Source organism: Methanofollis sp. UBA420, assembly GCF_002498315.1.
GTDB lineage: Archaea > Halobacteriota > Methanomicrobia > Methanomicrobiales > Methanofollaceae > Methanofollis.
The window spans coordinates 120,748-143,038 of the sequence record NZ_DAGX01000002.1 but is presented as its reverse complement, the minus strand read 5'-3'; the positions used below and the strand labels follow the sequence as shown (position 1 = coordinate 143,038).

Genomic DNA, 22,291 nt, shown 5'->3' with positions numbered 1-22,291 from the left:
GGTTCCAATCGCTGAACAGCACCTTCGATGCCGTCTTCATCACCATTCACACCTATCCCAACGAACAGGACTATAAGTATCCCGATTACCGGGAACGAAATCGCCCCTCCCGTACCCCCAGGGATCAATTCTCAAAATATCGGAGACGAAATCCATGCCGGATCCGATCACACGATCATCCCTCAGGGACATCTGATCCTCTCCCTCTCCGGGCGATGTTCTTGAAGATCTCTTTTTCTTCGATAGATCTCGTATAAAAGATGATTCTCTCCCCGATTAAATATCCGATAACAAATCAGAATAAAATAAAACCATTTTTCGTCAAATAATTCCACAATGTATGCCCATTACACATTCTGGTGATTTATCGTGTCAATTTACCAATCAATGAAAAATCAGTGGGAGACCATCACACGCGCCTATCCATGGCACTTCATCGGCTTTTTGATCCTCGCCATGCTCATTCCCAGGCTCTACGAACTCACCAATGTCTACTGGATCGGCCAGATCAGTTTTGACGCCCTGGCAATCACGGAGCAATACGAGTTCATCGCCGTGACGATCGAAATTGTCAACGAAGCGATACCATTCGGGATACTGGCTTTGATTGCACAGAACTATCACAACCGCGAAAGAGTCATCTCCATCTTAAAAGCAGGGCTGATCCTGCATGTGACCTTTGCCCTGATCGTCACCTCGATCGTCCTCCTCTTCACATCGGAGTTCGTGTCGACGATCGGGACACCCATCGAGATCGTCCGGATGACCACACAATATCTTGTGTTGAAGTCGGTCGCCCTCCCATTCGAGGCCGTGGCCTACCTCTTCCTCATCGCCATCAAGTCCATGCAGAAGGGCAGGGAGGCGCTCTACCTTGTCCTCGTCTCGGTCATCCTCAACATGATCCTCGACCTCTTCCTCATCTCGAACACCTCCCTCTCGCTCCACCTCGGCATACAGGGCGTGGCAATCGGGTACGTGATATCGAAGATCGCCCTGATGGTGATATCGCTCCTCTATACCCTTCACCTGCTTCATCTGGACTGGGTGACCATCGCCTCGACAACGTGGAAGGAAAATGTCGTCCCGCTGTTCAAAATCGGAGGGTGGACCGGTCTCGACTCCCTCGTGCGCAACGTGGGGTACATGGGCCTGCTCCTCGTGCTGAACGTCATCGGCACCAACGAGTTCGGCGGCTACGGGCTCGCCATGTGGGTAATGTGGACGCTCCTCATCCCGGTCCTCGCACTCGGGGAGGGGACGAGCGTCGTCGTCGGGAACTACTTCGGCGAGAAAAAGTACCGTGAGGCCAAGAACGTCGTGATCACGTCGATGATCCTCGTGATCGCGATCATGGTCGCGATCGCACTGATCGGGGTTCTGTACTGGGAAAACATCTCTGCCTTCTTCAATCCGAACCCCGAGATGGTGAAATACTCCACCGAAACATTCTGGTGGCTGATCATCCCCTATATCGGCTTTGGAATCGGCACGGTCCTGAGAAGCGTGTTTTACGGGACGGGCCAGACACGCTACATCTTCTATATCGCCTGCTTCGTGAACATCGGCATGATCCTGCCCTATGTGGCCCTGGTAAAATTGGGCTTTATTCCGGCCACCTTTACGAGCGTGATGATGTTCTATACGATCTCCTTCCTCGCCGATCCGGTGCTGGCCTATATCGGGGTAAGGAGGGCGATCACGCGAGTATTTCCCGCGAACGAGGGCGGTTCGACACGGACAGGTGTATCTCCCTGACCTCCGCCCTTTCCTCCCCCACCCAGAAATACTAACGAACTACTAAAATATGCAAAATTAGTATTTCATCTTCAACGAAATGTGCAACCTGCGGGGAGAGGAGGACAGAGAGCGGTGATCGAGAGGCTTCATGCCTCTCCGTACCGTGAAAAAAGAGAAGGAACAGTTCTTCTCCCCTTTCAGAAGAGATCGATACAGACGATCATAACCTTCATCATGGATACCTCCGCATACTCAGGTATGCCCACTGCCACCGACACCACCACCATCAAGATCAGGGTCCCCCTCAAGCACCGCCTGGACTCTCTCAAGGTCCACCCCAGGGAATCCTACACCGACGTGATCGAGCGGCTTGTGGAGATGGCAGTCGATGACGAACCCCTCAGCGACGCCACCATCAAGGCCATCGAGGAGTCTCTCGAAGATATCAAAAAGGGTCGGGTCTATACCCTTGAACAGGTCATGGCGGAGCTGAAAGACGAATGAGTTACCGCGTCTTCTTCTCCGCGACGGCCCGCCGTGACATCAAGCGTATCCCGAAGGACTACGCCCTCGCGATCGGTGAAGAACTGATGTCGCTCGCCGGGGAGACGGACCCGAAGAGGCATGTGAAGAAGATACAGGGAGGACAGAACCCGCCATTTTACTCTCTCAGGGTCGGCGAATACCGCGCCATCCTCACCATCGTCGACGACGTGATGGTCATCCACGTGATCGAGGTGGGACATCGGCGTACAGTGTATCGGAAATACTGATCGAAAAAAGAGAAGGGGAAAAATCAGTTCTTCTCCCTCTTCAGATGGAAGAGGAGGGCCACCGCAGTGTCCTCGTTCTCGATGTACCGGAGTTCGATCTCATCTTGTCCGATGAACTCGCCGAGTGCGGAGCCGTCGTCGTGATCGATGATGGAGATCTCCCCGTCAGAGGTGATGACGCCGGAGAAGTTCTCCGAATACCTGACGCCGTCCGCCTTTGTATACTCCTTATAGCCGGTAAAGGCTGATCCATTCTGTGCCGTGATGGTGTACCGGTGGGCAGCACTCTCACGGAACCCCACGGTCTTGATGTGCCCGCTCGACGTGCCTGTCCAGACCCCGACGATGTCAGGGGTGGAGGGCGATGTGACCTCCGGCGAGGGGGTTGCCGCACCGGTGACAGGCGTGATGGGTCCGGACTGCGCCTGCAGGCACCCGGCGGTTAGGAGAAACAGGCCGAGAACAACCGCAACAAGGAGGAAAAACGACGATCTATTCATAGTGGGGGATGGATTTTTCGTGCTGATAAAACCCGATCATTTGATACCGCATTTCGCAATTTCTAAAGATGATAGCGGGAAACGGCACACTATAAAAACTCCGATTGAGGGTTATGCCCTCTCTCTGCAGATGCCGCCTCACGGCGAAAGGACGTTCCGATCAGAGAAGACCGTTCATGAACGCTTCCGGTACCACATCGAGGGGGAACACGCCCCCTCAATCCCGCTCGATCTCCACCCCGGCCTCCCTGATCGTCGTCTCGACGTGCTCCAGCAGTGCGGCGTCGTGGGTGGCAAAGTCCAGCATCGAAAACCCTCCCACAAGGGGAATGGGCTTGAAGATCGCAAGGGGCGGCTTTCCGTTCTTCTCCGGCGTCTCGCCCGGGGCGATGACGGCGGTCGTGCCGTCCTCCCAGACGGCAAGGTTTCCGTAGCCCTGTGCGTCCCAGATCTTCCTGATGATCTCGCGGGTGTGCAGCATAGAGAAGAGACCATGCACGACGGGGATATCAAACTTCTGGTACCTGCCACTCCGGTGAAGGGAGAGAAAAATGCGTGAGAGAGCGCCCCCTTCACCGCCGCCATGAATGGCTGGTAGGCGTCGTAGGACTCTTCATAGAAGCCTCCGGAAAGAGTGCGGACGGTCACAGTCTCGTTTGCGATCACCGCCTTGAGGGCGCCTGACGACCCGGCCCTCCCATCGTTCACCTGGCAGCCGAGGAAGATGCTCGTCCTGGCCAGGGTTTCGTAACCGTTGTCCGCCGCGGTGAGGGTGACGGTGCGGGGGACGAACCCGACGGCCGCCTCCGTGCCGACAGGCGCCCGGTTCGGAAAACGCTGTTTCTGGAACGTGGCGTTGATCGCCTCCCCGAAGGCGTCGCTCCAGGAGAGGTTGCTGTAATCGACACTCTTCTCGACGGAGTGCGGGGCGGCAGGACTCTCACTCCCCTGTCTGCATCGACACCTCCCCCTCCGTCCCGACCAATCTGGCACGAACCTCATCCACCAGGTCCTCCGTCGTCAGGAAGAGGAGCGTATCGCCGGCCCCGATGACGGTGCTGCCGCCCGGGACAAAGCGGTTCTTCCCTTTCTGCATGAGAATGATAAGGGCACCTTTCGGCAACCCCAGGTCGACGACCTGCTTTCCCACAGCCGGGGAGTCCGGGGGGATGACCAGGTCGAGCATTTTGCTCGGAGTATCGGATTCCGCCTCGAACTCCCGCGAGAGTTTGAGCGGTTCTTCGACCGGGGCGGCGAGACCGAGCCGACGGGCGACGGCGGGGATCGATGTCCCGTGGACCAGCGCCGAGACGATGACGATGAAAAAGACCATATTAAAAATCAGGTCCGCACCGGGCACTCCTGCCACGAGGGGATAAGTCGCGAGGATGATCGGGACGGCCCCCCGCAGTCCCACCCACGAGACCAGGATCTTCTCGTTCATCGGCATCTTCCAGGGGAGCAGCGTGACCAGGACAGCAACCGGCCGTGCGACCAGGATCAGGAAGAGAGCGGCGAGCAGGCCCGGAACGACCGCCAGAGCGAGCTGCGAGGGGAAGACGAGCAAACCCAGTGCAAGGAACATCACGATCTGCATCAGCCATGCGATCCCGTCGTGGAACTGGACCAGACTTTTCCTGTAAACGAAGGTGCTGTTGCCCATGACAAGGCCAGCGACATAGACCGCGATAAACCCGTTTCCTCCGAGTGTGGAGGTCAGCCCGTAGGTCAACAGCACTATGGTCAGGGTGAGCACGGGGTACAGCCCTTCGGACTCAAGTCTGATACGGTTGACGAGAGACACAAGGACCATGCCCATCACGTAGCCGAGCATGCTGCCGACCGCCATCTGCTGCACGAACATCGGGACGAGGGAGAAGATCGACGATCCCGGGGTGAGGATGAGGCCGATAATGCCGGTGGTGAGAAGGACCGCCATCGGGTCGTTGCTCCCCGACTCCAGTTCGAGGAACGGCCGCAGGTTTCCTTTCAGGCGCGCTCGTGCCATCCGCAGGACTGAAAAGACTGCAGCCGCATCGGTGGACGAGACGACCGCACCGAGGAGAAGGCCCGTAAGCGGGGAGAACCCGAGGACCAGGACGGCAAATGCGCCGAGCAGGACTGCAGTCAGGACGACGCCGAGGGTAGAGAGGGCGATCCCCGGCCAGAGCACAGGCTGGATCTGTTCCCACTTCGTGTTGAGGCCGCCCGAGAAGAGGATGTAGGCAAGCGCAATAATCCCGATGGCCTGCGCAATCACGGGGTCGTCGAACGGGATCCCGCCCGGGCCCTCCGAACCCGCCAGCATCCCGACAATGAGGAAGATAAGGAGGGCGGGGACGCCGAGACGCTCAGAGAACTTGTTTGCGATGATGCTGATCAGGAAGAGCAACGCTATGCCGACAAGCACGATTTCGAGGGTGAGCGCCATGTATGAGTACATGAGTACAGATCGGGCGTGAAACGCTATATTCGTGACTCCTCGACCCGTTGAGCATCCTTCTGCTTTCGATCCCGCCGGCAAAAAGTGACGGGAAAGAACAGGCCTGCCGCACGAGACACGCCAGATATCAGTGGGGAGATCGTACCTGAATCATTATTGATCATACATCCGGGCCCTCCAACCATTGCGAAAGGCTGCCCATCCGCTTGAAAGCCTCCAGCATGGGAAGTCCGATCCCGGAACGACGAGCATTGCGGAAAAACCTCCATCGATCCCGCAGCCTCGGCCCGCTCTTTCCTTCGGGCGAGAGAAGATAATCGAGCGTTTCCCGCTCTTTTTTCATCCAGGCGAACCGGCCCAGCACCGATCTGGTATAGTCCTCAGGGTCCGGCCAGGAATCTGCCAGAAGTCTTGCACATTCCAGAGAATAAACAATTCCTTCTCCCGTGAACGGCGACACGGTCCCTATCGATTCGCCGACACCAATGATCACCTGGGGCGAACCGTCGCTCCGCGTCTTTCTGACAGAGAAGGGCGTCGAGTAATACGGAGAAGCGACCCGGACGAGACCATGACAGCCGCATTGCCGGGTGAATGAAAACTGCCCGGACGCATCCCGATAAAACCGTTCCAGAAGGCTATCGTGCTGGATACGGCCGATACCGCCAATGCCGATATGATAGTGATCGTGTCCGAGAGGAAAGATCCACAGGTACCCGAGTCCCGGTATCCGGTTCCCGTACACCCCCGCTCCGAGGCGCTCGCTCCCTCTGGATTCCACGATTACCCGGTGCTGCAGCGTCGGGAGCGTCAGGTCGGACCTGCAGGGAGGAAGGAGAGCCCGGTTGATCCCGGTCGCATCCACCACAATATCATAGTCCTCTGCCTTCTCCGGCACCAGATCCTGCCGCTTCAATCGGACAGATCTCGTGAGATCCTGGAGAAGCCAGGGTTTATGTACGGTGCAAAGGGGCGTCGTGGCCACAAGGCCATCAAAATCCATGGGGGACATGGGTTCGATGAGGTAGTCGTCCAGGTCGAGGCCGACATCGGCGAGGTACGGTCCGATACCCGTCGGCGCACCCCACCCGCACGAACGGCATGTACAGCGAGTGGCATGTCCCCGGCCGTCATAGACATCCGGCGAGATCCCTCTCTGTTCGAGAAGCCCGGCCAGATACCCGCCGGCGATCCCGGCACCTGCAATCGCAACGTTCATACAATCCCCCCGGACGTCAGTACGATCACGGTGATCGCCACGGCATGGACCATCGATGCTCCCACCTGCTGCAACATTAACGTGTTGGCTTTCGACTCGAAATCAGGATAAACGGAGTACAACGCGCGGGTGCACAGTTGATCAATTCTTGCCCCGCAAACCGTGTTCATCGCTGCGATAACGGCCGTTGTGAGGATAAGAAGATATGCGAACTCCGTACTGCCGAGAATGGAAACAAGAGGGTAGAACATCAGGACGGACACAAGCAAGGTAACGATGCCGTACACCGTGGCGTGCGGGATCTCCGGAGACACGACGGAAGATGTCTTTTTCCCCCCCAACCGGTCGGAATGTACGTCCCGACGCATCATCGATACCGCGAAACAGGTCACCGTCAGGCCGTGCAGGAGCGACAGGATGAAGGCCAGGAGAGAGAATATGCCGGTCGCGGCATAGACGATCGTCACCGTCACGCCGACGACCAGCCAGGGAAAAATGTACCATTCGGTATAGGGCTGGTGCCCCAGCGCGATGCGGGGATGATTATAGCCATAATCGAAAAAAAATCCCATGATAAACAGGAGTGGGATCAAAATCCGCTGCATCGTCAGGTATGCGGTGAGGACCACCACCAGGACCGTGATAATCGCGGACATCTTCCTGTAATCGCCGACAGTAGCCCACCCATAGACGAGGGGCCGGTCACGTTTCGTTTCCCTGCTCTTTTCACGCCGGTCTACCTCGAGATCCATGATATCATTCCAGATGTGGGCATCGATGTGGACGAAGAGAACTGCGACAACCGCGATACCAAATAAGCGCCAGTCAGCGCCTGAAAAACCGACTTCCCATAGCGCCGCGGCAAACCCGATGAGAATTGCACACCCGGTAAAAGGAATGAGCCCCTCGATCCGCAGGATGTGCCGGAATGTGCGAAAGTCGAAGCCATCTCCTCCAGCAGGAGGCGTCACAGTTTTTTTGTCATCATAATCGTACTCTCTGGACCGTATCATGAAACGGATATCACCGCACACATTTCCATACCAACGATTTGTCTTCGCTCTGTTAATCTGGCGGATATTCACTCCTTCGCACTTTTCGCCTCGAACGCCTTCAGTGGTCCGGGCGGCATTAATATTTTCGCTGTCGATACTCTCGATGATGTCGGGATCCTCCCGAAACAACCAGCACCGTGATCGAACCCGACACCCCGTATGAATACGAGAGGCGCTTTCCTCAATGCGGTATCCGGGATCACATTCTCGGGGTAACGCCCTCGGCCGCATCCCGGACGATAACCCGGCTGACAAAGCGCGGACTGGTAAAAAAGTTCGCGGCCTGCGAAATGAGAAGGAGATCACTCTCAAACTCACCGGAAAAGGACAGACCGCATTTCAGAGCCATGAACCAGAAAGGCGTGAGGATCAGCATCATCGTCTCGCTGCTGTTATCAATATCACTATTTTCAACGGCGGCACCCTCTTCTTTGACCTTGTAGGCACACCGTTGCTCGCATGCGTTCGCCACACAGAAGAGACCGCAGTCGATGAAAACGACCACAAAGCACTTGGCGCATTGTATGCCACCCATTTTACAGAGGAAAGGTCGTCTAATGAAACAGTCCACATCCCGGTGCGGAGAGCAGCACTCCCATACGCTTGAAGACCTCGGCTGGACGGAGGAGCACAATGCGGCATTCTCAAAGTACGCCGGGCCGTATGTGCCGGGCCGCGTGGCCTGCCGGCAGAAGACCGTGTGGGACGTTCTCGTCGACGGCGGGTCCATCACGGCGGGGATCTCCGGAGCTCTGCGGAAACTCGGCCGCTTTCCAGCGGTTGGAGATTTCGTCGTATTGCTCGATCAGCCGGAGGCCGGCACCTCGACGATCGTTGATATCCTCCCGCGCAAGACCCTCTTTGCACGGGGGGCATCGGGACGTGAAAGCACCGACCAGGTCATTGCGGCGAATATCGATACGGTCTTTATCGTCACGGCCGCCGGTCATGACCTCAACGCCCGCCGGATAGAGCGCTTTCTCGCTATCGCCCACGCTTCGGGTGCCCGCCCCGTTATCGTCATCAATAAATCCGATCTGGCGGACGACCCCGCATCGCTCGCCGATGGGATCGCTTCGGGCTCTCCCGGTATACCGGTCATTCCAATCAGCGCCGCGAGCGGAGAGGGTGTCGACCGGCTTGACCCGTACCTCCCGCCGGGAACAACGGTCGCCCTCATCGGTTCGTCGGGCGTCGGCAAGTCCACCCTGATAAACCGGCTCATGGGCTGTCCGGTGCAGGAGACCTCGCATACCCGGGACTACGACGAGAAAGGGCGGCACACCACGACCGTCCGCCAGCTCTTCGTCCTGGAAGGCGGGGCGCTCATGATAGACAACCCCGGTTTGAGGGAGGTCGGCATCGGTACGGCAGCTGCCGGTATTGCTGATACATTCCCCGATATTCTCGAACTGGCGGAGGGCTGCCGGTTCTCGGACTGCCGGCACGAACAGGAGCCGGGCTGTGCGGTGCAGGCGGCCGTGAGGGACGGAGTCCTCTCTGCAGCACGGCTGGAGAATTTTCACCGGCTCATGCGAGAACTCGAATTCGAACGGGATAAAGCGGAGATCGGGCTGGTGAGGCTTGAAAAGAAGCGCTGGAAAGAAATCGGAAAATCTGCCCGAGATATCTGGAAGATAAAAGGGAAGTAACGGCAATCCGGTGCAGTACCGATTGCAAATCGGACCCGGCATCTCTCGGCGGAAAAGGAGGGCCCGTCAGGAGAGGAGAAGGGTCTGTGTTATACTCTATGAACTCAAGGAGGGCCTCCGCCTCCGGATTGTCAGCGATCTCCGGCAGAAGAGAGAGGGTTTGAGACTCTACGCCGAGGGAGTTCCCGTCCGGGTGGCTGACTGCACCCAGGATGGTCGGGACACGATCACGCCCCTTCCCCCGTCTGCACCAACCCCTCCTCCTCAACCCGGTGCCTCTCAGAATTCCGCCGCACCGCCCCTTCGGCCGAGTTCGCATAGCAGTAGAGGCAGAGGTGGGGGCATGTCGAGTAGGCGCCGATGTCCTTGCTCCGGATGCAGCCGCAGCTCTCCCGCTGGCCTTTGTCCTTCAGGCCCTTCGCGGGAGTGGTCCTCCCGAAAAGGTCGCGTTGCGACGGCGGGCCCAGGAATGCCGTCAACGCGGGGTCGTCGGGGAAGAGGCGTCTGAGGAGGCGGTCGTCGATGCACCTGTTCTTCTTTATCCTGCAGGCGGAGAGGTCGACCTCCTCCGCACAGGTGGCGAGGGCAAGATCCCAGTCACTGTTCAGTGCGGCGAGGCCCTCGGCAAAGGCCCGCATCTCCTCGAGCCCGAACTCGCGGTACCTCCAACCGAGCCGCCGCCGCACCGCGCGGTAGGCGTCGATGTCGGCAAAGCTGAAGACCAGGCGTTCCGTCGAGGCGTGGATGCGGTCCCCCACCCCCTTCACCCGTGCGAGGAGTTTCTCGACGGTGAGGTCGTTGGAGAGGAGGAGGGGGTCGAAGCGCCAGATCACCCGCTCCTTTCCCACACGCTCAGCAAGCGCCCGGAAGGTCTCGACACGCTCGTCGAGAGGGGGCAGGCCAGGCTCGAGCCCCTCCCTCTCGTAATCGTTGAGAGTGTACTGGAAATAGTAATGATACCCCATCCTCTCGATCTCGTCGAGGTGCGGCACCAGGGGGGCGGGGTTCTTCGTCCAGAAGACAAACACCCTCGTCTTTTCAAAGGAGACCTTCTGGGAGAATTTCCTGTTGAAGGGGTTCGTCCAGACCGCATACCCGGCCCGCAGCCTGTTCATGAACCATTCGCTGTAAAATGCCGGGATGTCTGTCGCCCGGCTCGCCGAGATGATCACGGGCGCTACTGTCTTCATGCCTCGCGAAAAAAGAGTGGAGCCTGATCTCAGAAATATGTCCCGCCCTTCTCGAAGGCCTCCCTGCGGTCGTGCGCCATCTGGTACAACCGCTCTTCCACCTCCCGGTCGCCGAGGACATACCCCTTCCAGACATCGGTGTTCGGGTCCTCGGGCACGACGATGATCCCCTTCTGCTCCGCCACCCTGTCCAGGATGAAAGACGCCGCCTTCTCGACAGGATAGGCGTCGTCCGGGACCCGCAGGTCGCCGTGGGTTTTGCCGTCGATGCTCTTGTTGAAGATCGCGGTCGCGATATTGGCCGGACAGATGGTCGAGAAGTGGAGACCCTTCTCTGCAAACTCGTATTTCAGGCACTCGGTCATGCCGGTCACCCCGTATTTCGTGAGAGAGTAGAGCGCCTGGAACGGAGGCGGGATGATGCCTGCAATCGAACTGGTGTTCACGATATGGCCCGACCCCTGCCTGAGCATGATCGGCACCGCGAAATGGACGCCGTAGATGACGCTCCAGAGATTGGTGTCGATGATCGTCTTCCAGTCCTCCAAGGTCGCCTGCTCGAACGGGAGGGTGCCGCCCACCCCCGCATTGTTGAACAGCAGGTCCAGCCTCCCGGCCTCGGCCGCCGTCCCCTCGATGCCCTTCTGCACCTGCTCCTCCTTCGTCACGTCCATGACGAGGGTGCGGACGCGGTCCCCGTACGCGGAGAGCTGCGCCGCAGCTTTCGCGATCTTCTCCCGACTCCGTCCGGCCATGTAGACGATAGCCCCCCTCTTCAGGAGTTCCTCGCTCACCGCATACCCGATCCCTGAGTTCGCCCCGGTGACGATAGCGATCTTGCCGTTGTAATACTCATCCATAGTTTCCACCTCTCATTCGATGACCCTCGCGCCCATCGCACGAAGGACGGCCGTCCCCTCGGTCAGCAACGCCTGCGTCACCCTCTTTATGGGGAGGGCGGCGAGGCTGTTGATGATATAGTACTGGGCCGGGTTCTGCATCGGCGTCTGCTCTGTCCACCTGAGGGTGCCCGTTCCCGCCTGTGCCGACTCCACCTCCATACCCTGAGGGTAGAGGACGAACTGGCTCAATTCCGCACCCGGCGCCCCCACCTTCGGGATATACCGCCACCCCAGGGTGTTCATGGACGCCATCTGGGACTTCACGGCGTCCAGGTCCTCTCCCGTTATCGGCCCTGCGGCCTCGAAGTCCAGGGTGAGGAAGGTGTTCCCCTCGTAACTGACCGTCGTCGCATAGTGCGGCCTGACGATGTGCAGGTCCTCGATATCAGCATAGATCTTCGGGATCCCGGTCTGCTCCCGCCCGCCGAGGATGGGTGCGGTCTTGTTCTCCCAGACGACCAGCGTGTACGCGCCGTCCAGGCGGTCCTTCGTGCCGTGGAACCTGACAGGCGCCGCCACATTGATCAGGTTGTACTGTCCGCCCTGCATCCAGTTGATCTCGGTGAACCTGTTGAAACTCACCTGCACCTCAGGGGCCAGGAGTTCGAAACCTTCGGGGATGTAGTTCTCCAGAAGGTCTCTCTCGGTTTCGTAGGTGAGGGTCAGGGCCGTCGATCTCTGCGTGATGAGCGTCCCGGCATCGAATTTTCCGCCGCCGAAGTGGACCGGCATCAGGTATGTGAAATCGTTTCGTGGTCTGAACATGGGTATTCCTGCTCACGGATTATTGTCGGGACAGATATATTTTTTGAATCATCCGTGCAGAGTCACATGAATTCAAAAATGCCCGATACAGGATCTCTGTCAATGGAACTGACAGATATGCGGCCGAGATAGGTTCTGACGGTCGGATGAATGGCACCGGAGAGAAGAGAGGGACAGGCGAGGGACGAGGCGGCACAGATCTCAAATGGATACATATAATACGAATGATATATCGAATATCTACCCAATTACGAGTATTCGCGCACCCGGTGCCGGAGACATTTCAGGGGAGAGACGGATTTGGTGGTCGAGAACCGCGAGAACGAAAAAACCTCTTCGACGCTGAGAGAGGAGTCTGACCTCTCCTTCGAGGTCGTCATCCTCCTTGTCTTCGGCGTCTTCATGCTCCTCTTCGGCCTCCTCCTCGTCGGCATCCATAGGGGGGACCTGCCCTACACGCCGGACAGCACCTACGGTCTTTTCCTGGTCATCGTCTCCTTCCAGGTCGTCACGATGGGGAAGACGCCCTTCGGCGACCTCCGCCGGTCGTGGGCGGTCGTCGTGCTCGGCATCTGCACGGCGGTCGTCGGCATGGTCGCCTGCTTCATCCCCGGCACCCTGACCGCACCTGTCCGCATCCTGGTCGGCGTCCTCCTCGCCGGCGGCGGGACCGCTCTTCTCCTCCAGTTGTTCCTTGTCGAAGGGAGGGCGAGGACGTGGCTGAAGGTGCCCGGCGTCCTGCGGCACCTGACAGTCGCCTGCACGGGCGTGTACCTCCTCTCGGTCGCCCTCGGCCTTGTCACCCTCCTCCCCGGCATCACGACCGACCCGCAGACGGCGGTGCTCCTCGTCCTCTACGGCGTCTTTTTCTTCTATCTCGCGTGGAGCATTCAGAAGACGGCGAGGGCGTACCCCCAGGGGGAGACATGACGCCCGACGACTCTCAGACACAGAGCGGTTTCCGCATTTTCCGGGACGCCTCGGTCTCCCTCCCGGTCGCCACCATCCTCGTGGTCGCCACCCTCCTGGTGCTCCTCGGCCTCCTCCTCTTCCCGGTCAACCTGGGGGCGATCCCCTTCTCCCCTGACGGTCAGCTCGGCCTGCTGATGGTCATCATGGCCATCCAGATGATGGCCCTCGGGGAGACGCCGGTGGGCCAGTACACCCGCTCCTGGCTCATGGTCCTGATCGGGGCCGTCTTCGCCGCCCTGGGCGTCGTCGCCTGCATCGTGCCGGGCGTCCTGACCGACCTGCTCAGGGTCCTCCTCGGCCTCCTGAACATCGTCGGGGGCGGCGTCCTCCTCGCCGGGCGGTTTCTCCCGGTGCTCCGGGGCGGCGGAGACCTCCCGGCCGGGCCCATCCCCCCGGCCCTGAAAAAATTGCTGGTCACTCAGACGGTGCTGAACCTCGTTGCGATCGCCTTCGGCGTCAGCATGCTCGTGCCCGGCCTCGTCTCCGGCATGGTGATCGCGGGCGTCGTCGTGGTCAACGGCCTCCTCCTCTTCGCGCTGGCCGGGATTTTGATGGGGATAGAGTAAGACTGGCAGACCTGACACGAATTTTTTGACCGGTTATAAACTGTCAAAATCCGCGATCATCACCCGGGTATAACCCCGCGGCCCACACCTTTATTACCCACCCCGCATCGATCAGACGACGGTGAACCACATGAAAGTCGTCGCATTCAACGGGAGTCCGAAGGGGGAGGAGAGCAACACGCACGTCATGGTCGACGCCTTCCTCGAAGGGGCGGCAGGGGCGGGCGCCGATGTGGAGAACGTCTTCCTCGCGGAGAAAAAGATCGATCACTGCCTCGGGTGTTTTCAGTGCTGGCTGTCGCCGACGGCGGAGTGCGTCCTGAAGGACGATATGGAAGAGTTGATCGGATTGTTCTCCTCCGCCGACGTCGTCGTCTTCGCAACGCCCCTTCACAACGACAATATTTCCAGCCGCCTGAAGATCTTCATCGACCGCCTCCTCCCGCTCGGCGACCCCCATTTTGTCGTGGACGCGGGGGGAGAGACCGTCCATCCGAATAGGGGCGGGGAGAGCCCGAAGTTCGTGATGATCGCAAACTGCGGTTTCCCGGAGCAGAGCCATTTTCAGGTGCTCAGACTCCTGACACAGCGGATGGCACGCAACTACAAGACCGAGTTCGTCGCCGAGATCTATCGCGGCGGGGGGGCCTGGCTGACAGAACCGGCCGCCGCGGAGGCGGTCGCACGGTACAGGGACCAGGTGCGGGCGGCCGGGGAAGAGGTGGTGACGGCCGGCAGACTCTCCGAGGGGACGAGACAGCGCCTCGAAGAACCCCTCGTCCCGTCGCCTGAGTATGTCGAGATCTACCGGCAGGCGGTCAACCGGTACTGGGACGATCTGTGGAGCGGACGGACATAAGGGGGATCACGGGAGTCCGGGATCTCTCCCTCTTTTGAAAGCACGTCTTCGTCTGATCGCCGTCCCCGAAGAGTGCGAGACATCCGTGTCCCCCAATAGCAGGGGAAGCGGCGGACCATGCCGATTGGTGCGACGCGGATCGATCCGCTGTTCCGATCGCCGCCGGGCCAACAGACACCGATGTGAATCCTGATTTACAAACAGATTTGAAATACAAGTCATAATATTGAAATACAAATAAAAAAGTGTGATATTTACAAAAGGATCTGATACCATTCATCAAAAAACCCCGGAGACACTCATCATCGCCGGCCTCGTCTGCATTGCCCTCGTCTGCGGCTGCATCGCATCGCCCTCAGGCCAGCCGATACCGCTCCAGAACGTGAACATCTCGACGGAAAACAGCGGGGCAGAGGACGTCGCCGCCATCATCCCCCGGTTCGATGCCTACGCCGAGCAGACCTTCCAGAAAAGCGGCGTTCCGGGGATGGCAGTCGCCGTGGTGCAGAACGACACGGTCGTCTACCTCCGGTGCTTCGGCGTGAAGAACATCACGACACAGGACCCGGTCACGCCCCACACCCGGTTCCAGCTCGCGTCCATCTCAAAATCCTTCACCGCAGCATCGATCGCATCCATGGTCGGAGACGGGGAACTCTCGTGGGATGACAGGGTCGCACCCCTGAACCCCGACTTCCGCCTCTCCGATCCCTGGGTGACAGAACACGTCACTTTCCGCGATCTCCTCTCGCACCGGACCGGGCTTCCGCAGTACGGCGGCGACATCCTCCAGTACGGGTTCGCCTGCAACAGGTCGGAGATCATACAGAAACTCAGGTACCTCACCTTGACGGGCGAGTTCCGCTCCTCCTATGCATACTCGAACATCGGCATCACGTCGGCGGCAGAGGCGGCTGCAAAGCGGGCGGGACAGCCCTGGGAGGACCTCGTCGCCGAGCGGGTCTTTGTCCCCGCCGGCATGAAAAACACGAGCGCCCGCTTCGCCGACTTTGCCCTCGCAGACGACCATGCTGATACCTATCTCGTGACAGACGGGACGGCAGTGGCCGGACAACTCCTGAACGACGACGTCAACAGCCCCGACGGAGGGGTGAGTTCGACCATCGAAGATATGGCCAGGTACGCCCGGCTCCAGGTGAATGAGGGAAGTATCGACGGTAAGCAGGTGATTGCGGCCGCGGCCCTCCGTGAGACGCACACCCCCCAGAACATCATACGATCTTCCCCTAACGGCGTGATGGCAAACGCTCTCGGCTGGGAATCCGTTATCGGGTACGGGCACACCCGTTTTGAACACGGCGGCGACCTCGACACCGGTGTCTCGACGTACATTACGATCTATCCTGAAGAGAAGATGGGGATCGTTGTCCTCACCAATGGTTTCCCCGGAGGGTACGTCCTCAAAAAGGCGGTGACAAACGGGTGGGACGACCTGTACTTTACGGGAACGGTCCAGAAGGACTGGTACGGGGAGACGGAGACAGAACTTAACGAGGCGATGAAGCCAGGGGCATCGGCGCTGAACCCCTATGACCACCTCGCGCCCGAACAGGCAGACCCAAGACCTGCCCGCCCGAATGCGGCATATAGCGGTTCATATGCACAGGACTATTACGGCACCATCCGTGTCGATACGAATGCGACCGGGCTCCTGGTGTACCCCGGCCACAGCACGTGTCCGTTTTTCCTTGTCCCGCATGACGGCGACACCTTCCGTGATACGGAGACAGATACCCCCGTGATCTTCACCGTCGGCAGCGACGGGACCGCCACCAGTGTCTGGTTCGCGCAGTTCGACCTGCCAGGGCGGAACGGGACATTTGTCCGCCCCTCACCCTGATTTTTTCATGTCACCGTGCCGATCCTTTCCCCTTCTCACGTCACGAGGGCATAGAGGTACTCGTCCATGACGACGCCGTCCTTCGTGACCGCCGACCTGTGGACCGCCTCCCGCACGAAACCGCACTTCTCCAGCACCCGCATCGACGCCGGGTTGTTCTCGAAGATCCCGGCCTGCAGGCGGACGATTGGGTAGAGGTCGAAGGCCAGAGGGACGACCGCCCGCACCGCATCGGTCGCAATCCCCCTGCCCCAGTACTCCTCAGAAAGCCAGTACCCGATCTCGGCGGTCCCGCGATAGACATCGAGGAGCGGGTGGATGCCGATGCCCCCCACGGCCTCGCCGTCCACCTCGATAGCCAGCATGAGGGCCGAGGGATTGTGCGCCGCCATGGCGATGAAGGTCTCCGCGTCCCTGCGGGTGTAGGGGTGGGGGAACGCGTCCCGCATATGGCAGGCGACCGCGGGGTTGTCGGCATGGCGGGCGAGGGCTGGGGCGTCCTCAGGGGCCCAGTCGCGGAGGACAGACGAGGGGGTTTCGCAGCGCATACGGACTTCGAGTGGGATTTCATCCCCCATAAACCTTCCACGAAGGTCTCTCCCGCGGCGCCCGGACGCCGTCACAAACCGGAAAAAATCCTTAATACATCGCCGGAGAAACGCTATCGATGACACCGTACGACCCAGCCTCCCCGTCGACAGCACGGAGAGAGGTGCTCCTCTTTCTCCTCCTCACCTTCGCCCTGAGCAGCGTCGGGTGGGCCCTCACGACCGGAAGCACGACCCGGGAGAGCATCATCCTCTTCACCCTCGTCACCATGTGGTGCCCCGGCATCGCCGCGGTCCTCACGCGCCTGTACGTCCAGCGGGACCTGAAGGGTTTTGGCTTTCGCGTCGGCGACATCCGCTGGTCGCTGGTCGGGATATTCCTCCCCATCGCCATCGGCCTCCTGATGTTCGGCGCCGTCTGGGCGACCGGCATCGGTGCGTTCGACACCGGGAGCGCCGCGACGGTCTTCAGCCTCGCCTTCGTCCCCGCCTTCCTCGTCGCCATCCTCCTCAACCTCTTCGCCGCCGCCGGCGAGGAGATCGGGTGGCGGGGCCTCCTTGTCCCGGAGATGGCGAAGTTCATGGGCTTCACCGAACTCGCCCTCCTCTCCGGCGGCATCTGGACGGCATGGCACTTCCCCATGATCCTCTTCTCCACCTACCACGGCGCCGGCCCCCTCTGGTTCTCGATCGCCGTCTTCATCCCCTCGGTCATGGGTGCCGGCCTCGTCCTTGCCTGGCTCACCCTGAAGTCGGGGAGCGTCGTCCCGGCCATCCTCTTCCACGGTTTCTGGAACTACTTCATCCAGCAGTTCTACCCGGCCCTCACCGTGCAGACGGCCGGGACGGAGATGATCCTCGGCGAGTTCGGCTGGGCCTCCCCGGCGATCTACGTCGTCCTGGCCCTCGTCTTCTGGCACTACCGGGGCCTCCTGCCGGGTGCCGGGAGATAAGTCAGGGGGGTTTTCATAGGGCCAGCAGATAATGTGAAAGACCAGAATGCCAACAACTCCTCCCATCCCCCTTTTCTTCGACCCTGCAACCCCTTCCTGCAACCCCCGGACACGGGAAGGAGAGACTTTTTCCCGGGCACACCTATCAGATGTCGCGCCCATCATCCCGATTAAATCTGGCATTCAATGCGTTAAACAGTAAATTACGCGAAATTAAAATAGCAACATCTATAATTCAAGAATTCATCTGATATAGTATGGCTCTACTCGACATGCTGAAGAACAGGAACCAGAAAGCAGAACCTGTTTCTGTTGAGTCTTCGAAACCTGAGTGTTATATCTGCAGGCGGTCGGAGGAGGACATCGCCGGACTGACGGCTACGATGACGGAAGGGGTCGACGTGAAGATCCGTCTCCTCCACAATAAAATAGAATCGAAAAAGGACGAGGTCGTCCAGTATTATCAATCGATGGTCGATCAACTCGCCGGGAACGAATATCTCGAATTTAAGATCGAGACAATAAAAACGGACATCCCGCAGTTCGGCAAAAAGATCCCGAACGTCAATGAGATCATTCAGAAAAGCCGCTCCGACTCCGAAACCGTCTCGGCCGTCATGGAGAGGTTGAAAGAGTCGATACAGCAGATCTCCATGGACCCGGCGTACGACATCAGCCAGGACCACCCTGAGATCCAGGAGGCCTGTGACGGGATCCGGGCCCTCGAACATGAAAAGCAGGCGATCGCCGACGCCCTGAAGATCAGGAGCAGAGTGCTGCACCCGGGCAATGGAGGCCAGATCACGGTCCACCTCTGCGGGATCTGCTCGGGTCTGCTGGAGGGATCGGCGGTCGCCGACGAGTCGCCCGAGAACTGACCCGGCAGGTCCATCCGGAGGTGCTGCTTCGGGGCATGAATATTCCCGTCCTGAACGGGTCGGGCACCCTATTCTCATGGCGATTTTTGCCGCGGAGGACGAAACCGCCGTGGGACTCACCGTCGGCATGCACCTTTTTCCCCTCCGCGTGCCGAGAGGGGGGTCGGGTACATGCATGCAGAAAGGCAGGCCGCCGTGACTCTTATCCGGAGGGTCGCCGGGCTCTCCCTGGCCGTGAATGCCGGTCTCGTCGCGGTGAAACTCGTCCTCGCGGAGGTCTCCGGGAGCCTGGCCCTCGGGGCCGACGCGGTCCACTCGTCCCTGGACATGCTCGCGTCTCTCGCCCTCCTTGCTGGCATCTGGCTCTCATCCCGGAAGAGCAGGGAGTTCCCCTACGGCCTCTACAAGGTGGAGAACATCGTCGCCGTCGTTATCTCCCTCCTTGTCTTCCTGACGGCAGGCGAGATCGCGGCCGAGGCCCTCACCGGCGAGTCGACTGTCCTGCCTGTCAGCGGATGGGTCCTCGTCGCCTTTGCGGCCCTGGTCTCGGTGCCCTATCTCCTCGGCACCTACGAGGTGCGGGTGGGCCCGCCTATCGTTCGCCGAGTCTCGTCGCGGACGGGAGACAGCACAGGGTGGACGTGCTCGCGACCTCTGTAGTCTTTTTTGCCCTCCTCGGCCAAAACGTCGGGCTTCCCCTCGACAACCTGGCGGCCCTCGTCGTCACCGCCTTCATTGCCTATTCGGGATGGGGGATCCTGAAAGACAGCATGCGCACGCTCCTTGACGCCTCGGTCGACCACGAGACGCGGGACACCATCAAGTCCGCGATCCTCGCCGACCCCATGGTGGTCGGCGTCAGGGACCTGACAGGCCGGAACTCGGGGAGGTACATCTTCGTCGAGGCGAATGTGGCGATGAAGCAGACCGATCTTGCAGAGGCGACGCTGGTGAGCGACCGCATCGAGGCCAGGATCCGGGACCTCGTCCCCAATGTGGAGAGGGTGGTCATCCACCCGGAACCCGGGGAGCGGGCATGGGTGCGCTATGCTGTCCCTCTCGACGACCTCGAGGGCACAATCAGCCCTCACTTCGGGGAAGCGCCCTACTTCGCCCTCCTCGACGTCGGCGTGAAGGAGGGGCGGCTGCAGAGGAAGGAGATCCTCGCGAACCCGACCGTCGGGATGGAGAAACAGAAGGGTCTCAGGGCGGCGGAGATGCTCCTTCTGCACAAACCCGACGTCGGCGTCTCCCGCCACTCCCTTACGGGGAAGTCGCCGGAATATGTCCTCGCCTCGGCAAAGGTGCGGATGAGGACGACCGACGCGGCGACGCTCGCCGATCTCGTGGGGACGGTCGAGGAGGAAGTGGTGTGATGCTCGTGCGACCTCCTCTACGTCACTCAACTCCCCTCGACCTCTGCGTGCCTGTGAAGGACGACAGGAAGGAGGTGCGTGAAAAGACTATGTGGGCAATCGAGGTGGGAAAGTTCTCATTTGCCGGGTGCGAGGGGTGTGAAAGGAAGTGGGCGTGCCACGGGACTCGGAGGAGATGAACAACGCGCCCTATAGGGGAGCCATCATGACTCTATCACCCCCCGGGGTGGTGATCATGGCATTCCTCTCCAGAAATTTGAAAGAACACTCCTCCAATAAAAAAGGAATGGCAAAATTAATTCCCGGATACAGCCTGATTTAAAAGAATGGGAGATTCGGTCTCACTGGTAATCAAAGCCAGTTTTCAGGGAGGAGAATTACTGGACCGGCAGATCCGCCACATTGTAAGAATGCTGGAAAAAAAGCGGTTCTGCGAAGTCATCCTGGCCTTTGATGCAACGGAGACCTGTTTTATACGCCAATACTCAGAACCATCGAAAGATACGGCGTTCCATATTGCAGAATCGCTTCGCGATGAGGGGATCATAGACACATGGTTCGTCGTACCTACCGATGATCCCCACCGTATCGAAGCAGTATATGAGAGATGGTTCGGTTTCAAAACAACCGAAACACATTCAATTACAGATGCACCCATGTACCAGCAACTGTACGCCTTCGAAAGTACTCACGGGACGTACACCCTTCAGGCAGACGCTGATGTCATTATCTGTCGCAGGGACTGGAATCATGATTATCTGAGAGACATGATACATGCAGCCGAATCTGCAGAGAATGTCGTCTCGGTAGGATTCAATATCGCCCATAAAAACAATGACTTCCGTCCGTATTCATCTCCCATGGCCGGAGAATATGTACCTGAAGTACGGATATGCCTCTTCAGAAAAGAACGCTTCTTCTCACTGCGTCCATTCCCAAACGAACTTATTAACGGGAAGTTCAAGCTCACCTGGTATCGTTCTCTGCAACAACTGCAAAAAGAAAAAGGATTGGTATCACTCCGTGGGGGTGATGGGAGAACATTCTATATTCATCCTCCAAACACCGTAAAAAAAGACCCTGAATTCTTATTCTGGGTCATGAAAAGAGTAGAACAAAATCATATCCCCGAGATCCAGTTTGAACATGTTGATCTCGTAGGCACAGAGGTTGAATGGGGCCTGACACCATCTGAGATGAAATCACTTTGACACTTCATAACCTCTGGCACATCTACCGTGCATCAAAGATCGGAAGCAAACTCCATGGCTACGAATTTCTCCCGAACCTGAATCGTATTGAGATCGACATCACGTATGAATGCCATCTCAGGTGCCTCAATTGTGCACGTTCCTGCTCTCAGGCACCGGACATCGCTGCAATGACCGTCTCACAGATTGAAAAGTTTGTCACCGAATCGATCTCACACAGCGTAAAATGGGAGAAAATAGGAGTGCTGGGTGGCGAACCGATGCTCCATCCCGACCTTCTAGAGATCCTTGAGGCCTTGCTGAGTTACAAAGAGACCTACTCGCCAGAAACATTCATTCAAATTACGACGAGTGGCTATGGCAAAGAGGTTCAGGATGTAATTGCAGCTGTTCCCGAAGGGGTCATCGTCAACAACACCCATAAAATTCAGGCATATCAGGAAAAGTTTGAACCATTTAATCTGGCACCTGTTGATCAACGGATATTTTGCCTCTCCGAGTACAGAAACGGTTGTAGTACAACCACAGATTGCGGCCTGGGCTTAAACACATATGGATATTATCCTTGCGGACCCGGCGGTTCAATCGATCGGGTAATGGGATTTGATATTGGACTGAAACATCTCCCACGTTCTCGGAATGAGATTTTTCCGCAAATGGATCAACTCTGTCGGCATTGTGGGCATTTTTGCAGCCGCCATTTCATTCCGAAAGAAGAAAGAGAGAAAATCGTAGGGAGTCCGATGTCTCCATCATGGGTCCATGCATATGCTGTATTTGAAAGCGAAAAACCTAAGCTCACAAAATATTAACACCAGAGGAAGACGA

Annotated in this window: 25 protein-coding genes; 15 read left to right on the top strand and 10 right to left on the bottom strand. The window is 58.6% G+C overall.

Going from position 1 to position 22,291, the window contains the following annotated elements; translation table 11 throughout:
• The first annotated feature begins 369 nt into the window (after positions 1–369).
• From BP869_RS00695 to BP869_RS00685, 3 genes are all read left to right on the top strand, one after another.
• A complete protein-coding gene (locus tag BP869_RS00695; RefSeq protein ID WP_342675969.1) occupies positions 370–1,758 on the top strand; it encodes an MATE family efflux transporter in 1,389 nt (462 codons plus the stop codon).
• Positions 1,759–1,974: 216 nt separating this feature from the next.
• Positions 1,975–2,244, top strand: coding sequence for a DUF7557 family protein (locus BP869_RS00690; RefSeq protein ID WP_342675967.1), 270 nt, complete (start codon positions 1,975–1,977; stop codon positions 2,242–2,244).
• Positions 2,241–2,513 (top strand): type II toxin-antitoxin system RelE family toxin, encoded by a 273-nt coding sequence (locus tag BP869_RS00685; protein ID WP_300165558.1) that lies wholly within the window; start codon positions 2,241–2,243, stop codon positions 2,511–2,513. The genes BP869_RS00690 and BP869_RS00685 overlap by 4 nt, the downstream gene beginning before the upstream one ends.
• Before the next feature lie 23 nt (positions 2,514–2,536).
• On the opposite strand, the gene BP869_RS00680 is transcribed toward BP869_RS00685, so the two are convergent.
• Together BP869_RS00680 and BP869_RS00675 are read right to left on the bottom strand one after the other, a co-directional pair.
• The gene (locus tag BP869_RS00680; protein ID WP_342675965.1) at positions 2,537–3,013 is read right to left on the bottom strand and encodes a hypothetical protein; all 477 of its coding nucleotides are present in this window, start codon (positions 3,011–3,013) and stop codon (positions 2,537–2,539) included.
• Positions 3,014–3,230: 217 nt separating this feature from the next.
• Positions 3,231–3,494, bottom strand: a complete 264-nt coding sequence (locus BP869_RS00675) for a hypothetical protein (protein WP_300165554.1) — start codon at positions 3,492–3,494, stop codon at positions 3,231–3,233.
• 273 nt (positions 3,495–3,767) lie between these two features.
• Here BP869_RS00675 and BP869_RS00670 point away from each other — a divergent pair, with 273 nt between their 5' ends.
• The gene (locus tag BP869_RS00670) at positions 3,768–3,914 is read left to right on the top strand and encodes a hypothetical protein (protein ID WP_300165552.1); all 147 of its coding nucleotides are present in this window, start codon (positions 3,768–3,770) and stop codon (positions 3,912–3,914) included.
• 39 nt (positions 3,915–3,953) lie between these two features.
• On the opposite strand, the gene BP869_RS00665 is transcribed toward BP869_RS00670, so the two are convergent.
• From BP869_RS00665 to BP869_RS00650, 4 genes are all read right to left on the bottom strand, one after another.
• Positions 3,954–5,456, bottom strand: a complete 1,503-nt coding sequence (locus BP869_RS00665; protein ID WP_300165550.1) for a potassium/proton antiporter — start codon at positions 5,454–5,456, stop codon at positions 3,954–3,956.
• Between the two features lie 160 nt (positions 5,457–5,616).
• Positions 5,617–6,675 (bottom strand): hypothetical protein, encoded by a 1,059-nt coding sequence (locus BP869_RS00660; protein WP_342675961.1) that lies wholly within the window; start codon positions 6,673–6,675, stop codon positions 5,617–5,619.
• Positions 6,672–7,859 carry a prenyltransferase gene (locus BP869_RS00655; protein ID WP_342675959.1) on the bottom strand — a complete coding sequence of 396 codons (1,188 nt, stop codon included), beginning with the start codon at positions 7,857–7,859 and terminating at the stop codon, positions 6,672–6,674. The genes BP869_RS00660 and BP869_RS00655 overlap by 4 nt, the downstream gene beginning before the upstream one ends.
• Positions 7,860–7,929: 70 nt before the next feature.
• Positions 7,930–8,235, bottom strand: a complete 306-nt coding sequence (locus BP869_RS00650; protein ID WP_342675958.1) for a hypothetical protein — start codon at positions 8,233–8,235, stop codon at positions 7,930–7,932.
• A 52-nt stretch (positions 8,236–8,287) separates the two neighbouring features.
• On the opposite strand from BP869_RS00650, the gene rsgA reads away from it, so the two are divergent.
• Positions 8,288–9,382 carry a ribosome small subunit-dependent GTPase A gene (gene rsgA / locus BP869_RS00645; RefSeq protein WP_342675956.1) on the top strand — a complete coding sequence of 365 codons (1,095 nt, stop codon included), beginning with the start codon at positions 8,288–8,290 and terminating at the stop codon, positions 9,380–9,382.
• A 227-nt stretch (positions 9,383–9,609) separates the two neighbouring features.
• On the opposite strand, the gene BP869_RS00640 is transcribed toward rsgA, so the two are convergent.
• From BP869_RS00640 to BP869_RS00630, 3 genes are read right to left on the bottom strand one after another with little or no spacing between them, the layout of a single operon-like run.
• Positions 9,610–10,572 (bottom strand): DUF1848 domain-containing protein, encoded by a 963-nt coding sequence (locus BP869_RS00640; RefSeq protein WP_300165540.1) that lies wholly within the window; start codon positions 10,570–10,572, stop codon positions 9,610–9,612.
• A gap of 29 nt (positions 10,573–10,601) precedes the next feature.
• Complete coding sequence (locus BP869_RS00635; protein WP_342675952.1) at positions 10,602–11,432, bottom strand: SDR family oxidoreductase; 831 nt, start codon at positions 11,430–11,432, stop codon at positions 10,602–10,604.
• A gap of 12 nt (positions 11,433–11,444) precedes the next feature.
• Positions 11,445–12,239: an acetoacetate decarboxylase family protein gene (locus BP869_RS00630; protein WP_342675950.1), complete on the bottom strand. Its 795-nt coding sequence runs from the start codon at positions 12,237–12,239 to the stop codon at positions 11,445–11,447.
• Between the two features lie 303 nt (positions 12,240–12,542).
• Here BP869_RS00630 and BP869_RS00625 point away from each other — a divergent pair, with 303 nt between their 5' ends.
• The 4 genes from BP869_RS00625 to BP869_RS00610 all read left to right on the top strand — a co-directional run bounded on the left by BP869_RS00625 (position 12,543) and on the right by BP869_RS00610 (position 16,497).
• Positions 12,543–13,169, top strand: a complete 627-nt coding sequence (locus BP869_RS00625; RefSeq protein ID WP_342677363.1) for a hypothetical protein — start codon at positions 12,543–12,545, stop codon at positions 13,167–13,169.
• Positions 13,166–13,777: a hypothetical protein gene (locus tag BP869_RS00620; RefSeq protein WP_342675948.1), complete on the top strand. Its 612-nt coding sequence runs from the start codon at positions 13,166–13,168 to the stop codon at positions 13,775–13,777. Before BP869_RS00625 ends, BP869_RS00620 begins: the two co-directional genes overlap by 4 nt.
• Positions 13,778–13,907: 130 nt before the next feature.
• Positions 13,908–14,636, top strand: a complete 729-nt coding sequence (locus BP869_RS00615) for a flavodoxin family protein (protein WP_342675946.1) — start codon at positions 13,908–13,910, stop codon at positions 14,634–14,636.
• Positions 14,637–14,883: 247 nt separating this feature from the next.
• Positions 14,884–16,497: a serine hydrolase gene (locus tag BP869_RS00610; protein WP_342675944.1), complete on the top strand. Its 1,614-nt coding sequence runs from the start codon at positions 14,884–14,886 to the stop codon at positions 16,495–16,497.
• A 35-nt stretch (positions 16,498–16,532) separates the two neighbouring features.
• Here BP869_RS00610 and BP869_RS00605 read toward each other — a convergent pair whose 3' ends face one another.
• Entirely contained in the window at positions 16,533–17,045 is a 513-nt protein-coding gene (locus BP869_RS00605) for a GNAT family protein (protein WP_342675942.1), read from the bottom strand.
• 119 nt (positions 17,046–17,164) lie between these two features.
• Here BP869_RS00605 and BP869_RS00600 point away from each other — a divergent pair, with 119 nt between their 5' ends.
• The 6 genes from BP869_RS00600 (at position 17,165) to BP869_RS00575 (ending at position 22,275) form a co-directional block, all read left to right on the top strand.
• Positions 17,165–17,998, top strand: a complete 834-nt coding sequence (locus tag BP869_RS00600; RefSeq protein ID WP_342675940.1) for a CPBP family intramembrane glutamic endopeptidase — start codon at positions 17,165–17,167, stop codon at positions 17,996–17,998.
• Positions 17,999–18,255: 257 nt separating this feature from the next.
• Positions 18,256–18,876, top strand: a complete 621-nt coding sequence (locus BP869_RS00595; protein ID WP_342675938.1) for a hypothetical protein — start codon at positions 18,256–18,258, stop codon at positions 18,874–18,876.
• Between the two features lie 171 nt (positions 18,877–19,047).
• Positions 19,048–19,536: a cation diffusion facilitator family transporter gene (locus BP869_RS00590; RefSeq protein ID WP_342675936.1), complete on the top strand. Its 489-nt coding sequence runs from the start codon at positions 19,048–19,050 to the stop codon at positions 19,534–19,536.
• Positions 19,512–20,252, top strand: coding sequence for a cation transporter dimerization domain-containing protein (locus tag BP869_RS00585; RefSeq protein ID WP_342675934.1), 741 nt, complete (start codon positions 19,512–19,514; stop codon positions 20,250–20,252). The genes BP869_RS00590 and BP869_RS00585 overlap by 25 nt, the downstream gene beginning before the upstream one ends.
• Before the next feature lie 326 nt (positions 20,253–20,578).
• Positions 20,579–21,463: a hypothetical protein gene (locus BP869_RS00580; protein ID WP_342675932.1), complete on the top strand. Its 885-nt coding sequence runs from the start codon at positions 20,579–20,581 to the stop codon at positions 21,461–21,463.
• Positions 21,460–22,275: a radical SAM protein gene (locus BP869_RS00575; protein ID WP_342675930.1), complete on the top strand. Its 816-nt coding sequence runs from the start codon at positions 21,460–21,462 to the stop codon at positions 22,273–22,275. The genes BP869_RS00580 and BP869_RS00575 overlap by 4 nt, the downstream gene beginning before the upstream one ends.
• Positions 22,276–22,291 lie beyond the last annotated feature (16 nt).

Coding starts and splice junctions, on each gene's coding strand:
- BP869_RS00580 (WP_342675932.1), top strand. CDS start 20,579: ATGGGAGATTCGGTCTCACTGGTAATCAAAGCCAGTTTTCAGGGAGGA.
- BP869_RS00595 (WP_342675938.1), top strand. CDS start 18,256: ATGGCTCTACTCGACATGCTGAAGAACAGGAACCAGAAAGCAGAACCT.
- BP869_RS00630 (WP_342675950.1), bottom strand. CDS start 12,239: ATGTTCAGACCACGAAACGATTTCACATACCTGATGCCGGTCCACTTC.
- BP869_RS00680 (WP_342675965.1), bottom strand. CDS start 3,013: ATGAATAGATCGTCGTTTTTCCTCCTTGTTGCGGTTGTTCTCGGCCTG.
- BP869_RS00665 (WP_300165550.1), bottom strand. CDS start 5,456: ATGTACTCATACATGGCGCTCACCCTCGAAATCGTGCTTGTCGGCATA.
- BP869_RS00600 (WP_342675940.1), top strand. CDS start 17,165: ATGACACCGTACGACCCAGCCTCCCCGTCGACAGCACGGAGAGAGGTG.
- BP869_RS00660 (WP_342675961.1), bottom strand. CDS start 6,675: ATGAACGTTGCGATTGCAGGTGCCGGGATCGCCGGCGGGTATCTGGCC.
- BP869_RS00605 (WP_342675942.1), bottom strand. CDS start 17,045: ATGCGCTGCGAAACCCCCTCGTCTGTCCTCCGCGACTGGGCCCCTGAG.
- rsgA (WP_342675956.1), top strand. CDS start 8,288: ATGAAACAGTCCACATCCCGGTGCGGAGAGCAGCACTCCCATACGCTT.
- BP869_RS00685 (WP_300165558.1), top strand. CDS start 2,241: ATGAGTTACCGCGTCTTCTTCTCCGCGACGGCCCGCCGTGACATCAAG.
- BP869_RS00620 (WP_342675948.1), top strand. CDS start 13,166: ATGACGCCCGACGACTCTCAGACACAGAGCGGTTTCCGCATTTTCCGG.
- BP869_RS00640 (WP_300165540.1), bottom strand. CDS start 10,572: ATGAAGACAGTAGCGCCCGTGATCATCTCGGCGAGCCGGGCGACAGAC.
- BP869_RS00615 (WP_342675946.1), top strand. CDS start 13,908: ATGAAAGTCGTCGCATTCAACGGGAGTCCGAAGGGGGAGGAGAGCAAC.
- BP869_RS00690 (WP_342675967.1), top strand. CDS start 1,975: ATGGATACCTCCGCATACTCAGGTATGCCCACTGCCACCGACACCACC.
- BP869_RS00635 (WP_342675952.1), bottom strand. CDS start 11,432: ATGGATGAGTATTACAACGGCAAGATCGCTATCGTCACCGGGGCGAAC.
- BP869_RS00590 (WP_342675936.1), top strand. CDS start 19,048: ATGCATGCAGAAAGGCAGGCCGCCGTGACTCTTATCCGGAGGGTCGCC.
- BP869_RS00675 (WP_300165554.1), bottom strand. CDS start 3,494: ATGCTGCACACCCGCGAGATCATCAGGAAGATCTGGGACGCACAGGGC.